10 protein-coding genes are annotated in these 13,606 nt (G+C 47.0%); 7 read left to right on the top strand and 3 right to left on the bottom strand.

The features are described 5' to 3' along the window. The first annotated feature begins 58 nt into the window (after positions 1-58). Genes ACIGBN_RS08000 through ACIGBN_RS07985 form a run of 4 tightly spaced genes read left to right on the top strand, consistent with a single transcriptional unit; the run spans position 59 to position 4,766 of the window. Entirely contained in the window at positions 59-1,660 is a 1,602-nt protein-coding gene (locus ACIGBN_RS08000) for an ABC transporter substrate-binding protein (protein ID WP_396664692.1), read from the top strand. Continuing rightward, complete coding sequence (locus tag ACIGBN_RS07995; protein WP_396664690.1) at positions 1,644-2,576, top strand: ABC transporter permease; 933 nt, start codon at positions 1,644-1,646, stop codon at positions 2,574-2,576. Before ACIGBN_RS08000 ends, ACIGBN_RS07995 begins: the two co-directional genes overlap by 17 nt. Further along, positions 2,573-3,373, top strand: coding sequence for an ABC transporter permease (locus tag ACIGBN_RS07990; RefSeq protein ID WP_341564524.1), 801 nt, complete (start codon positions 2,573-2,575; stop codon positions 3,371-3,373). Before ACIGBN_RS07995 ends, ACIGBN_RS07990 begins: the two co-directional genes overlap by 4 nt. After that, positions 3,357-4,766, top strand: coding sequence for an ABC transporter ATP-binding protein (locus ACIGBN_RS07985; protein WP_396664688.1), 1,410 nt, complete (start codon positions 3,357-3,359; stop codon positions 4,764-4,766). Before ACIGBN_RS07990 ends, ACIGBN_RS07985 begins: the two co-directional genes overlap by 17 nt. A gap of 223 nt (positions 4,767-4,989) precedes the next feature. On the opposite strand, the gene ACIGBN_RS07980 is transcribed toward ACIGBN_RS07985, so the two are convergent. Continuing rightward, the gene (locus ACIGBN_RS07980) at positions 4,990-5,238 is read right to left on the bottom strand and encodes a hypothetical protein (protein ID WP_133003476.1); all 249 of its coding nucleotides are present in this window, start codon (positions 5,236-5,238) and stop codon (positions 4,990-4,992) included. A gap of 223 nt (positions 5,239-5,461) precedes the next feature. Here ACIGBN_RS07980 and ACIGBN_RS07975 point away from each other — a divergent pair, with 223 nt between their 5' ends. The 3 genes from ACIGBN_RS07975 (at position 5,462) to ACIGBN_RS07965 (ending at position 8,264) form a co-directional block, all read left to right on the top strand. After that, entirely contained in the window at positions 5,462-6,289 is an 828-nt protein-coding gene (locus ACIGBN_RS07975) for a polyphosphate kinase 2 family protein (protein WP_396664686.1), read from the top strand. Positions 6,290-6,543: 254 nt separating this feature from the next. Continuing rightward, the gene (locus tag ACIGBN_RS07970) at positions 6,544-7,146 is read left to right on the top strand and encodes a class I SAM-dependent methyltransferase (protein ID WP_396664684.1); all 603 of its coding nucleotides are present in this window, start codon (positions 6,544-6,546) and stop codon (positions 7,144-7,146) included. Continuing rightward, a complete protein-coding gene (locus tag ACIGBN_RS07965) occupies positions 7,143-8,264 on the top strand; it encodes an HNH endonuclease (protein ID WP_396664682.1) in 1,122 nt (373 codons plus the stop codon). The genes ACIGBN_RS07970 and ACIGBN_RS07965 overlap by 4 nt, the downstream gene beginning before the upstream one ends. Positions 8,265-8,537: 273 nt before the next feature. Here the strand turns inward: ACIGBN_RS07965 and ACIGBN_RS07960 are convergent, their stop codons facing one another. Continuing rightward, positions 8,538-10,151, bottom strand: coding sequence for a DUF4041 domain-containing protein (locus tag ACIGBN_RS07960; protein WP_396664680.1), 1,614 nt, complete (start codon positions 10,149-10,151; stop codon positions 8,538-8,540). Between the two features lie 243 nt (positions 10,152-10,394). Next, positions 10,395-13,562, bottom strand: a complete 3,168-nt coding sequence (locus tag ACIGBN_RS07955) for a DUF3427 domain-containing protein (protein ID WP_396664678.1) — start codon at positions 13,560-13,562, stop codon at positions 10,395-10,397. Positions 13,563-13,606: the final 44 nt, after the last annotated feature.

The following is a 13,606-nucleotide window of genomic DNA, read 5'->3' as shown; positions in this document are numbered from 1 at the left end:
GGAGGCCATGATCAGGATGCGTCTGTCTATTTGATGATTACTTTAGAAGAGAAACCGAATGACAGAATTGTCTTACGCTGCAATTCGCCGTCGAAAAACGCGGATAAAAGCCGCATTAACAGGCGGTGTGGGCCTTGTCCTGTGCCTGATGTTTGTTTTATTTGGTCAAGCGACCAGCAACAACCAAACGCGCTCCAATACCTTGGCGATCAGCGGCCCATGGGAGTTCACTAGCCTTGAGCCCTCTAAGCAAGGGTATATTTATACGCGTATGAATATATTGGAAACCTTGCTAAACGTAGACACGAAAGGTGCGCTTATTCCGGGCCTTGCGAGGACTTGGCAAAGCAGCGCCGATGAAAAAACCTGGACCCTAACGCTACAGCCAAATGTGCTATTTCAAGATGGTTCGCCACTGAATGCCAGCGCCGTTGTCAGTGCATTACGCATTGCTCAAGGCAAACATGGTGTGCTGAAGAAAGCGCCGATCAAAGCAATACGCGTGAAAAACCCACAGCAAGTCGAGATAGTATTAAGCCAGCCGTACACCGTATTGCCTGCGTTATTGGCCCATTACTCAACGGCGATTCTGGCACCAAGTGCCTACAACCAAGAAGGCGTTGTCACCCGTTTAATTGGCTCAGGCGCCTATCAACTGGATACCTTTGCGCCGCCGCACAAGCTGACGGTAAAAGCCAACCCAACTTACTGGGGAGTGAAGCCAAGCATTGAGTATGCTCAGTATCTGACGGGGCACCGTGCTGAAAGCCGTATTTTGCAAGCCAAATCTGGCGAAGCGGACATAGTGTATACCCTAGACGCTGCCATGCTTGAGCAATTAAGCCGTGCCGATAACGTGGTGGTCCATTCAGACGCAATTCCAAGAACCTTGTTGCTAAAACTGAATGCAGGTCATCCATTTTTAGGTTCTGTAGAAGCGCGCCAAGCCTTGAGTTTGGCAATCAATCGTCCTGCCATTGCTGAGCAAGTTTTGCACGTGGCGGAAGCGGCCAGCGATCAGATCTTTGCGTCTTCTATGGGCGCTTGGTACTTAGATCAGCCACAGGAAAACTACAGCCTAGAAAAAGCGGCCAGTTTATTGGCTGGATTAGGTTGGCAAAAAGACGACCAAGGTTGGCTGGTCCGAGACGGCAAGCGTTTTCAATTAACCTTGACCACCTACGCGGATCGACCAGAACTGACGACGGTTTCTACCGCATTGCAAGACCAATGGAAGCGCCTTGGGGTGGATCTAAAAGTCGATGTCACCAACTCCAGTATGATTCCATCACGCCATGCGGACAACACCCTGGAAGTAGCGTTAATCGCCCGAAACTTAGGCGTAATAGCCGACCCAGTGTCGATAATGGCCAATGAATACACCCAAGGTGGTGGCGATTGGGGGGCGATGAACTGGCACAACACTCAAGTGGATCAAGCGCTAGAGCGGCTTACTACCCAAAGTGACCCTGTGCAAGCTAAGCGCGATGCACAGCTTGTGGCCACTGCGATTTATCAGGAAAAGCCGGTGATTTCTGTGGCCAATTACCAACAGCATAACGCGGTCAATACGCGGATAAAGGGCTATCAATTTGACCCTTTCCTACGTGATTACTTTATTAACAAGATGGAGCTAGTCGACCATGTGGACGCTCATTAAACACCGAATTTTTCAATTGATATTGGTTGTCTGGGGTGTCGGCACATTGACCTTTGTGTTGATGCGCAGCCTGCCAGGGGACATGGCCTATCGCATCGCCGCGAGTCGTTACGGTCAAGACAGTGTAGACTCTGCCGCCGCCGAACTGGTGCGCCAAGAGTTAGGACTGGACGCCAGCTGGTGGCAAAGTTACCTCCATTGGCTTGTGGATTTAATGCAATTTAACCTAGGGGCCTCCTTGGTCAGTGGCTTGCCGGTGATCGAAACCGTCCAGCACCAATTGGGTCATTCTGTGTTGTTGGCCTTTACCAGTGTGCTGCTTGCGTCCTTGATCGCGATTCTCGTCGGTGTGTTGTCGGCGTTTCGCCAAGGCACGCTAGACCACAGCTTTTTGTGGTTATCGACCTTGCTGCGCTCCATGCCAGTGTTTGTCATCGGCCTTATGCTGATTTTGATCTTCGCGGTGGTTTGGCCGATCTTGCCCGTCGCAGGCTTTGGTACTTGGCAACATTTGGTGCTGCCTACCGTGGCGCTGGCCTTGAGTCTTGCCGCTGTGTCTAACCGAGTGGTGCGCAACAACACACTAAAAGTCATTCGCGCGCCGTTTTATCAATTTGCTGCGATCAAGGGCTTGTCGCCGTCACAAACCTTTGTTCAGCATGGCATTCGTAATATTTCTGTCCCTGTCATTGCCTTTATCGGCATTCAATTGGTGACGGTTATTGAAGGCATTGTGATGATCGAATCTTTGTTTTCGTGGCCGGGTATTGGCCATGGTTTGGCGCACGCCATCTTTGCCCGTGATATTCCTGTGATCCAAGGTTGTGCCCTGATGATGGGGGTCTTGTTTGTGTTGCTCAATACCTGTGTGGATTTACTTTGTCACTGGATTGACCCAAGAGGAGCCCAAGCATGATGGCGCAACTTAACATCAATCAAAAAATTGGGGTGGGCTTGTTACTTGGCTTGTTATTGGTCGCAAGCGGCATTGTGCAATGGTCTCCTTACCACATTGCCGATCAAGACTTATCGGGCCGATTATTAGCCCCCAGTGCCGAGCATTGGTTAGGCACAGACCACTTTGGTCGTGACATGCTAACGCGCATCGCCAGCGCGATTCAGTTGTCGTTTGTGTTGAGCTTTTTCTGCGTGCTGACCTCGGCCACATTAGGCGTGTCTTTGGGTGTGATCACCGCATGGAAGGGCGGTCGTATGGCGCAAGGTATGGACGTGATCGTTAATATCTTGTTGGCATTGCCTGGCTTGGTCTTGGTGCTGCTGTTTGCCGCCATCGTACCAGGCTCTTTGCTGGTATTGTATTTGGCAATCACCTTAACCCAATGGGTCGAGTACTTCCGTGTGTCGCGAGCGATCACTAATACCATTATCAATAGCCCAGCACGTCAGCTGTCGCAAATGATGGGCTTTGGCCCTTGGTATCAGTTCCGCCGTCATATTTGGCCAGAGCTGACCCATTCTATTTTGACCCTTGCCTCGTTTGGCGGCGCCAATGCGATCTTAACCATGGCGTCACTTGGCTTTGTTTATGTGGGCATTCAGCCGCCGTTGGCAGAGCTGGGTCTGATGAGTGTCGAGCTGTTTCCTTACTATGCTCAAGCACCGTGGATTCTCGTGCAGCCATTGATCGCGATTGCGACCTTGGTTTTTGGCTTTCACCTTCTAGCAGGAAATAAACATGACAGCGCTCATTAAGGTCCAAGAGTTAACCATCCATTACCAAGGAAAATGCCTGGTCAATAAGGTGTCTTTTAGCGTTGAAAAAGGCCGTCCGTTAACCATTCTTGGGCAAACTGGCTCAGGCAAAACCTTGGTCGCCAAGGCCATCATGGGGTTATTGCCTAAGGGGCTAGACGCCAGCGGTGTGGTGGAAGTGTTTGGAAAGCCCGTAGTGGCTCAGTCTCGCTCTAGCTTGTGGGGCAAAAGCATCACCATGTTGCCCCAAGAGCCCTGGCATTCCCTTGACCCGCTGATGGCAAATTACCAGCAAGTGTCTGAAGTGTACGAGTCAGTGAAGGGCGAAGATGGCGAGACGGCGTTTCATCACTCCATCGCTGATCTTGACCACCTTGGTCTAAAAGACAGTGCTTTGAAGCGCCCGACCGAATTGTCTGGTGGCATGGCTCAGCGTTTGGCGATTGCCAGTGCCACCGCTGGGGGCGCTAATTTGCTGATTGCCGACGAGCCAAGCAAAGGGCTAGACAGCAGTCGTCGCGATGACATCATCCAATTGCTGAAAAAAAGCGCCCAAGGGGGCAGCTTGCTGACCATTACCCATGACATCGATGTGGCGGAACAATTGGGTGGCGACATCGTGGTGATTAAAGATGGCGACATGATAGAAGCGGGCAGCGCCGAGTCTGTGTTAACCAACCCACAGGCCGAGTACACCAAGGAGCTGATCTATGCAGCGCCAGAATATTGGCAGCTAGAACCTGCTCCTGTAGCCGAGCGCAGCGCCATTTTACAAGTGTCGGATTTGACCATAGGGCGTGGCAAAAATGCCTTGTCGTCTGGCTTGAATTTAACTTGCCATGGCGGTGAAATCATAGGTGTTGTGGGCGACAGTGGCTGTGGTAAAAGCACCTTTGGTGACACGCTCTTAGGCTTGTTGCCTCTGCTGAAAGGCGCGATAACCCCCTTGTTAGAGGGCACCAAACCGCACCAGTGGTTGAAGTTGTTTCAAGATCCACCATCGAGCTTAAGCGCCCATGTGACGCTGCAAACCTTGTTAAATGACTTGGTGAAACTGCACAAACTCGATACTCGAAAAATAGCGCCGTTAATGCAAAAGCTTAACCTGCCTGAGTCCATCCTAGCGCGCTCTGCCAAAGACGTGTCTGGCGGTGAATTGCAGCGATTTTCGATCTTACGTGCCTTATTGTTGGAACCGGTGTTTTTGTTTGCTGACGAGCCAACTTCACGCTTGGACCCCTTTATCGCCAAAGAAATCACCGAGTTGCTTATTGCGCTCGCAAGGGAGCAGGGCTGTGCCTTATTGATCGTCAGCCATGACCCAGCGCTGATCGACAAATGTTGCGACACAGTGATCCGCTTGGATCAGAAAAAGCACAAAAGCGTGGCTTAATAGGGCGGCTTAGTAGAGTGAAGAGCTAGCTAGATAGCTAAGAGAAAACACAAGAAAAAACACAAGGAAGGGCGCTAAGGAGAGCGTAAGGCTTAAGGGAGTAAGCTAAAAAAATGGCCGTGGTGAACAGATATTCATCACGGCCATTTTTATTCAACGCTTATCAAAAGCAGAACAGTGACATCATCACTCTAGCCTAAGGCGTTGTCTTAAATCGGGTAGATTAGTGCTTAAGGCGAGTGCCGTAGCGCACCAAGTCTTTACCGGTTTCAAAGACTTCAACGCTGATCCAGCGGGCCAAAAGCAATTTTTGCTGCTCATCAAAGACAGCAACAAAGTGGCGGCCGTCTGAATTATTGGTGGCCATGCCTACCCCAGCAACGCCTTCCAAACCAAGAGCGCCGGTTTCTACACTCAGTAGAAAACGCTCAAGTTCGACTAAATTGGTGATTACTTCCTGATCGTCATTCATGTTAAAACTCTTTGTCTTTGTGCTTCGCAACGAAGCAACGAGGTTACAGATAGAATGCCGCTATTTTATAGAGAGTGACCGAAAACATAAACCTCCTAAGCGAACTAATCAGGCGGCGACAAGGGCGTGAGGCAGACGGCACTGGGCCTATTTGATTTGTGTTTTGGAAATCAATGGGGGACTCTAGTGGTTCTATTCAGGCGTTATTTAATAGGGCAGTACGATGTTTACACCATCCAAAATTCGATTAGAGCCAACACCGCCTAGCCTTAGCGAGGTGGATCTCTCGCAATGCTTTGTCAGCAAAAAGCACTATAAAAAGGCACTCAAGCATTTGCAAAAACGCATGCTTGCCGTGCAACAAGCTTATTATCACCAAGGCTTGAGGGCGATTATTTGTGTCGAAGGCTGGGACGCAAGCGGAAAAGGCGGTGCCATTAGGCGCTTAACCGAGCGGCTTGATCCTCGTGGTTACACTGTGTTTCCGATTGCTGCACCGACCGCGTCTGAGCAGGGTAAGCACTATTTGTATCGCTTTCAATCGCGCTTGCCGGCGCCTGGCAACATCGCCATTTTCGATCGCTCCTATTATGGGCGAGTGCTGGTGGAGCGCGTCGAACAATTCGCCACCGAACAAGAATGGCAAAGAGCCTACCAAGAAATAAACGAATTTGAGCGAATGCTAAGCGACGATGGCGTAAGGATCATCAAGCTGTTTGTCCACATCGATAAACAAGAGCAACTCACGCGCTTTGCGGCACGATTAAGTAACCCGAAAAAACGCTGGAAACTCACCGACGAAGACATTCGTAATCGGGAAAAATGGTCCGAGTACGAAGTCGCCATCAACGACATGTTTGCTTATACCTCAGAGGTGGATCGCCCGTGGACGCTAATTGCTGGGAATTATAAATGGTTCGCACGGGTGCAGTTTTTAACCGCCGTGGTAGAAGGGTTGGAAAAAGACGTGGATTTAACCTTACCGCCCATCGACCCAGCGTTGGTTAAACTGGTGAATGAAGAATTGAATAAAACAGGCGAAAAACCCTAACGTCTCTGAATAGGCTTTGTTTTGTTTGCATCGGTAGACAAGAGTCGCCAACGTCGAAACAGGCAGTTTTACTTATTTTGTGACATTTTTTAAGCTATTTCCTGTCTACAACAAAGCATTGATATGCGATAGTAACAAACACGATATTGCGACAAGGAAGACGTTGATTCACAAGACAATGCTGTGATGATGACGGTTTAAGTGAAATAGGGCCTAAATGCTGGCCTAGAAAAGTGAACCAAGGAGCGGTCAGTTTGCAGTCGAATTCTACCCTTACGTTTTACAATCAAAATGCACAAGACTTCACCGACTCAACCATAGACGTTGATATGTCGGCCTTGTATCGTGAATTTTTGCCGACGATTACCCCAAACGGCCACATCTTAGACGCTGGTTGTGGCTCCGCCCGTGATGCCGCCTATTTCAAGCAACAAGGTTTTCGTGTCAGCGCCTTTGACGCAAGCGAAGAGTTGGCGGCCTTGGCCAGCCAACATCTGCAACAAACCGTCGAAGTTAACACCTTTCAGCAATTGGATAGCGTCAACCAATACGATGGCATTTGGTGCTGCGCTAGTTTATTGCATGTATCAAAAGCTGAACTACCACAAGTATTTTTAAACCTACAAAATGCGCTTAAACCCAATGGCGTTTTATACGTATCGTTTAAATATGGCACGCAAGAGCGTGTGCATAATGGCCGCGAATTCACGGATTTAAACGAAACCGCCTTAACCAGCTTGATCGATGCCTGCCCGCAGCTAAACCTAATAAAGCATTGGCAAAGTGCCGATCAGCGTCCTGGTCGTGAAAGCGAATCTTGGTTAAATGCCTTGATCAAAGCGGTGCCAGAACGATGATGAGCGCCATGCAGCAACAGCTCGACTTTATCGCTTATATACAGCGCATGCTGGTGGAAGGGGATTTTAGTGCGACGTACAAGTTTGCTCTGTTGCACGCTCTTGCCGATGTTTGCGTAGAACAAACGTCGTCATCGACGCCATCGCCCTTGATAGAGCAAGGCAAGCTCGCCATTAGTTTACCGACATTAGCGGATAAACTCCTCACTCTGTATTGGCATCACGCCATGCCGTTTTCAGCGGAGCATACAGGGGAGAGCGCATTGCTAAAACAGAACACAGGCGCGCAATCCAAAGTGATTAGCGTGTTGTTTGAGTGCCAACAAAACAACATACGCACCATGCGACAGCTCAAGCAAAGCCCGCACTATAAAGCCGCTTTTAGCGCTGCAATGAGCACACTAAAAACAGGCCCGCTGTGGCGTTTGCAAATACTCGCCAGACAAGAAGAATGCTTTTTATACCCTCATGAACTTTTTGGTGTGGGCAAAGAGCCGAAAAGCATCGTTTTGAATGCTGGCATTGCCCAGTGCTTTCGTCGCTTTTACGATCTTGTTGTCTATCTTGCAAGAAACGCATGGTTGCAAAAAATCCAAAGTATTAAACACAACCAAGAGTTAATCGGCCGCCAAAGCCAGCTACAAGAATTTCTATTTGGCGTGGATCGTAACGCTCTAACGAAAGCCAAACCTTTATTGATCGATCTGCAAGCCAATCAATGCTTTTACTGCCGAAAGCCAATGAAAAGCGACGTAGAAGTGGATCACTTTATTCCTTTTTCCCGCTACGCCAACGACCTTGGTCACAACTTTGTTGCCGCTCATCGTAGCTGCAATAACAACAAGCGTGACTTTCTTGCTGCGCCATTGCACCGCACCCGTTGGCAAGAGCAGAACCTAGAGACTCATAACCAAACCATCAGCAATGAACTTAGTGACTATTTTCATTGCGATGCAGGCACTTCACTTGCCGTTAGCAACTGGGCGTATCAGGTCGCGGAATCCAGTAACGCCAAACTCTGGCTTGGAATAAATGAATTTGAAGAAGCAGGGGCAGTGCAACAAGAACGTGAGCTGGTTGGATTAGTGGCAGAAGAACCTGCTGGGTATGAGGTTTAGGCAAGTAGAAATCTAATTTTTAAATTACTGTTGGTGTGTTGATATAAACCTTCAATTCAAACGTCATCTTTAAAAGTCATATCATAAAATATGGACGAGAGCGACCTGCAACGCTGACCTAATTAATCAGAAATATTTTTGTGGAAGAGGGTCATTAATATTACTAAATGGAAAAGTGATCTGAGCTGAAAAATTCAGCTCAGATCTAAGCTGATGATCGCCAATTCAAAATGAAGTAGCAGTCAGGTTAGGTCTGAGCTAATAACACTTAGATTATGCTGGAACGCTTTGTTTTTGGTTGGTTTGTTGTGTTCCTATTGCCAGTGACTCTCTATATTCTTGAGCCTCTGCTTTCATGGTCCAATGAACTTCAGTTTTTCCTTGGGACTCAACTGCAGCTTTAATCTCTGATAGAGGGAGTCGAAAGAACTCTTTTCTAGGGTTTATCTTATTAACAGATTTATCATTGAAAATTTTATGTAGGGTGTTTTCTAATAAAGGTGCGTCTTCACTGAAAATCATAGCATGTACATCAAAACTAAATGGTACAGAGGCGTCACCTAATTCTTTGACTCGGTCTTGTGGGTCAAGTCTGCGAGTCATACCAACTTTGAAAACATGTTCGCCAAAGCTACCTATATTGCTAATAACGTAAACGTGCCCTCGTTTAGTTTGTTGTGCCATTGATATTGCTCTTTGGCCTTTTTGTTCAGCATCAGCAAGTTTTAGCTCTAGTTCTGCTAGTTGTGATTCGAACTGCTGTCTTTGATCTTCTGATGCATCAGAAAGCTCCTTTCTAGCCTTTTCTAGTGCTTTTTGTAGAAGACGTTCCTCTTTCTCGGCTTCCTTAATCGCTTTTTCCATATCTCTACGGGCTTTTTCTTCTTCCCGAATTTGCTCTCGAATAGCTCGTTGTTCGGCTAGTTCGGCTTGTCGGATTTCATGAGTAGCGACAGCCCATTTAAGTTCAGTTAATCGAGCATCTAGAAATTCATGGTTAATACGTGCGTTTCTAAATGGTTGACCGTTGTAGTTAACCAATGCGTAAGCGTCAGTGATTTCCTGCTGTATTTTTCCAAAATTATCCTGTTTTACTTTTGCCATTGCAGAGTCGACTTTCCCGTTAAAGGCATCGATGACAAAATGAATTGCGTAATTTCTTCTCTTAGGTTCTGCGTAATCACAATCTGCAGCTCTACCTGTTGAAATTAGTTCTTTTATGCGTTTTCGCTGTAATTTTAATTGTTCACCGGCTTCTTTGTGGCTGTATTCCTCAGCTAGGTCATCAAGAACAGTGTGGTTTGGGATTATGTAGTCATCTTTGTAACCATCTATTGTATTTTGCATTGCTAATATCGCATTTTCGTATAGATCTGCTTTGTTTTTTGCCTCAAGAGCATCACCAGCAATTTCTTCAGCACGTCTATTGGCATATTCAATAATTCGGTCTGACTCAGAAGCCGCCTCGGCTTTGAGCTTGTCAGCTTTCTCTTGAGCTTTGGAAACTGCTTCTTTACTGCCTCTTTTTAAAATTGATGCTTCTTCCTTGGCGTCGCTAAGGATTTCATAGGCATCATCTTCACTTTTTTGGATAATCAATTGGGCTTTCTTGTTAGCTTCATCCAATGTTGATTGAGCAACTTTTGTAAGAGTTTCGGCTTCTTGTTTGAGCCTTTCAGCTTCAAGTTCTACATCGGTTATTGGAGAAAGCTTGTTTTTTAATTGCTCTATTTCTGAGCGAGCCTTTATATGTTCAACGTCTAACTTACTCAGTCTCTTTTTTAAAAGACGAGCTCTAATCCAAAAAAACAGTGCAAGAATAAGTGGGGTTAATATGAGTATCAGCGCAGCAATTGCTGAGCCGCCATTCGATGGATCCTGTTCCATAGGTGAGTATCTCCTTTAGTTTTTAAGCGAGGGTTAACTATAAAACAGTTTTAAAGGCGTGACACGTTACGTTTTTAAAAATCACACGTTAAATAGACATCGACCATGGGCTAGAAGTTACTATCGGCTTTACTGCTAGGCCTATATTTTGTTAGAAAGTTGGTGCTGTTTTTCTTGAACTCAAAACTAATAAATCTTATTGAATTCGGCCTTTCGCGTTGTGCTACATAATCATTTAATCCATCACCCAACCGCTAACTTTCCAGCTTCATACCACATTTCGCTTGGCATGGGGCTGGTGAGTTGCCACGTTATGTTCATGGGCTGGCTGCCGTTGTGGCTTTGATATTTCACCTCGCCGTAGTTTACAAATCCCATGGTTCGGCCGTTTTCGTCTTTGCCTTGTTCTCGTACAAATAACAGTATCGTTTTGCCTGTTTGGCGGTGCTGAATGTAGCTTAGACCTCGGCCGTGTTCTGGGCGGGCGCTGTTTTGAGTCTGCCAGTGGAACAGTTCTGGGCTGATGGCATAGTCGTGATAAAGGGTCGTGGGCGAATAGGTTTTTTCACACTTATTGAGTGTTACAAATAACAGCTCTAGGTTCTGGTCTTTAAATTCTAAAACCCCTTCGCGGGCAGTCGATTTTTTATTAAAGGTGTGTGCGCCAAACTCCGCGAGGATTTGTTGGCGCGTGTAGCGGCTGTGTAATTTGAGCGCGTGATGTGGCAAACAGACAAGGTTGCTTTCTTGCTGATGAATTCGCTGAATGAGCAAGCTGATAACTTGTTCCAATTCCTGTTGGAGCGCTGGGTGGATGAGTGCTTGTAAGCTTTGCTCAAGGCTGTCGAACCCTAGTGACTTTCCTGTGTTGTCCCAGAAATTGTAATGCGCCATTAAGGCAAACTGTCGGTTTTGAGAAGAATGAACAAAGCGGAAATCGTTCCGACATAGATCAAGTAGAAACTGCAAATAGCTCAAGGAGTCACAGCCTAGTAGTTGCGTGTTGATGGCTCGGTAATACGCCGCATAAATGTCGGCTTGCTCGGTGGGAATGTCATCGCCTTTTAGCCAATGCCAGCCGCCGAGCTTTTGTGCTTTGGGTTTGTAAATGTCCTCAAGACTAACGTGTGGGTTGATGCGTAAAAAGTTACTTAGCGTGAGCGCGTCGTTAGTGTGTTGTGGGTAAGCTTGAATCAGCTGTTGTAAGCGTCTCTTGCTGTTAATAGCTTGTTGGATATTACGCAAAATGATCTTTTGCGTTTGTGCTTGCAGCTCGATCCGACACCCTAGTGGTAAGTGAGGGAAGTTGTGCTCTATCTCGGTTTTTATCGATTGGTTGCTTTTGCCGATAAGCGCGCGAAACTTACTGGCAAAATCGTACTCAGCACGGGCATTACCAACAAAATCGAGTACCGTGCAACACTGCTTAGAATGCTCTGATGTGTTGGCGTTTTCTGGCAAGCGAAGGCCACGACCTAATTGCTGCAAAAATAGCGTTAAGCTTTCTGTTGGTCGCAAAAACAATAGGGTATCCACTTCAGGGATATCGACCCCTTCGTTAAAAATATCCACCACGCAGAGTATTTGTATTTTACCTTGGCGTAACGCTTGCTGCTTTTGTACGCGGTCATTGGTATTTTTACTGGTGAGTACGTCGGCATGAATGCCTGCAAGATTGAACTTGGCAGCCATGAACTCGGCGTGTTTTTGGCTGACACAAAACGCCAGCGATTTAATGCGCTGAACATTGGTGACTATTTCGCTTAGGCTGGTGATGATTTTTGTCGCGCGATGGTTTTCCCCGGTATAAAGGTTACTCAGTTCTGCAATGTCGTAGCGGCCATTGCGCCATGATACTTGACTTAAATCTGTGTCGTCATCCAGCCCGAAGTATTGGAAAGGGCATAAATGGCGCTGATTAATGGCTTCTGGTAAGCGGATCTCTGCGGCGATTACACCACAAAAGTCATCCAATATATTTGCGCCATCTTGGCGCTCTGGCGTAGCGGTTAAGCCGAGTAATATCTTAGGGGTAAAGTGCGACAAAACATCGCGATAGCTGCTCGCTGTTACATGGTGTACTTCGTCTATAACTATGTAGTCATAGTAATTGCTGGTTAAATTAAGCGATTCAATTTGGCTGTTCAGCGTTTGGATTGACGCAAATACTTGGTTGTATTTTTGCGGTTTAAAGTTACCGACCCATAATTCCCCAAAGTCATTGTTTTTGAGTACGCCACGATAAGCACTTTGTGCTTGTTTTAGGATTTCTTCGCGATGGGCCACGAACAAAAAGTTGGCATTGGGTTTAGCGTCATATACTTGCTTAAAATCAAACGCTGAGATAATGGTTTTCCCAGTGCCCGTGGCAGCGACCACCAAGTTTCTGAACCGCTTGTGTACATTTCGCTCAGCGCTGAGTTTTTCTAAGATAGCCAATTGATGGTTTTTGGGCGTGATATCAAAATAAAACTGGCTGCTTGATTGGCCAATCCCACGCTGTTCATTAAGCGAGTTTCTGAGTTTTTCTTTGCTCTCTGCTTCACCCGTGAAAAGCTCAAAGTCAGGTGACTGCCAATAGGTTTCAAAAGTGCTTTTGGTTTTGGCAATGATGTGCGGGATTTCTTGAGCGGTGATTTTAAGATTCCACTCAAGGCCGCTGGTCAGTGCCGAATGGGAGAGGTTAGACGAGCCAATGTAGCCTGTATGAAAGCCTGTGTCGCGCATAAATAAATACGACTTGGCGTGCAGCCGTTCTTGCTGATTGTTGTAGCTCAGCTTTACTTCTGTATTGGGTAGGCTGGCAAGAAACTCAACCGCTTTGGCATCCGTTGCGCCCATATACGAGGTGGTAATGACTTTCAGTTGTTTGCCGCTTTTGGTAAAGGCTTCTAGCTCATTCTTAAAAATCCGCAGGCCAGTCCATTTGATGAAGGAAACCAGCCAGTAAATGGTGTCTGCCGATTTGATTTCACGCTTGAGTTCGGTTTCGAGGGAAATACCGGCATTCGCGCCGCTGAATAATTCGCTTTGGGTTAACCCTGTAAGCGGGTAAATATCGCTAGAGTAGTCTTTAAGGTTGGCAGCAATGGGGTTTTCGGTATGAAACAGGGCAGTGAGAATGCGGCCTTGGCTGTCGATCAGGTTTTCACTGATCAGTTCGTCGTCTTTTATATGATCTTTAAGCCAAAGAACCAAACTGTTCGCGAGGCTGATTTGCTCTTGTAATCGTTCGTTTGAATTCGGCACAGCCTCGATGGCATGGGCAACCAGTTTGCCTAAAAAGCGAGACAGCCAAGTGGCGGCTTCTACCGATTCAAGCTGTCGCTCGCCAACGTAGAATTGGTCCCGATTAAGGTGCTGTTCAATGACCTGCGTGATTAACTGTTCGTAAATGCCAACTTGTACCATTAAACCACTCCCTGTTTGAGCGGTTAGTGTACTGAAAAGGCTAT

The sequence above is a fragment of the Marinomonas sp. NPDC078689 genome (assembly GCF_044542435.1).
GTDB lineage: Bacteria > Pseudomonadota > Gammaproteobacteria > Pseudomonadales > Marinomonadaceae > Marinomonas > Marinomonas arenicola.
Note: the sequence above shows the minus strand (reverse complement) of the source record. Positions and strands in the feature narration are given on the sequence as shown.

Coding starts and splice junctions, on each gene's coding strand:
- ACIGBN_RS07990 (WP_341564524.1), top strand. CDS start 2,573: ATGATGGCGCAACTTAACATCAATCAAAAAATTGGGGTGGGCTTGTTA.
- ACIGBN_RS07960 (WP_396664680.1), bottom strand. CDS start 10,151: ATGGAACAGGATCCATCGAATGGCGGCTCAGCAATTGCTGCGCTGATA.
- ACIGBN_RS07985 (WP_396664688.1), top strand. CDS start 3,357: ATGACAGCGCTCATTAAGGTCCAAGAGTTAACCATCCATTACCAAGGA.
- ACIGBN_RS07980 (WP_133003476.1), bottom strand. CDS start 5,238: ATGAATGACGATCAGGAAGTAATCACCAATTTAGTCGAACTTGAGCGT.
- ACIGBN_RS07975 (WP_396664686.1), top strand. CDS start 5,462: ATGTTTACACCATCCAAAATTCGATTAGAGCCAACACCGCCTAGCCTT.
- ACIGBN_RS08000 (WP_396664692.1), top strand. CDS start 59: ATGACAGAATTGTCTTACGCTGCAATTCGCCGTCGAAAAACGCGGATA.
- ACIGBN_RS07965 (WP_396664682.1), top strand. CDS start 7,143: ATGATGAGCGCCATGCAGCAACAGCTCGACTTTATCGCTTATATACAG.
- ACIGBN_RS07995 (WP_396664690.1), top strand. CDS start 1,644: ATGTGGACGCTCATTAAACACCGAATTTTTCAATTGATATTGGTTGTC.
- ACIGBN_RS07955 (WP_396664678.1), bottom strand. CDS start 13,562: ATGGTACAAGTTGGCATTTACGAACAGTTAATCACGCAGGTCATTGAA.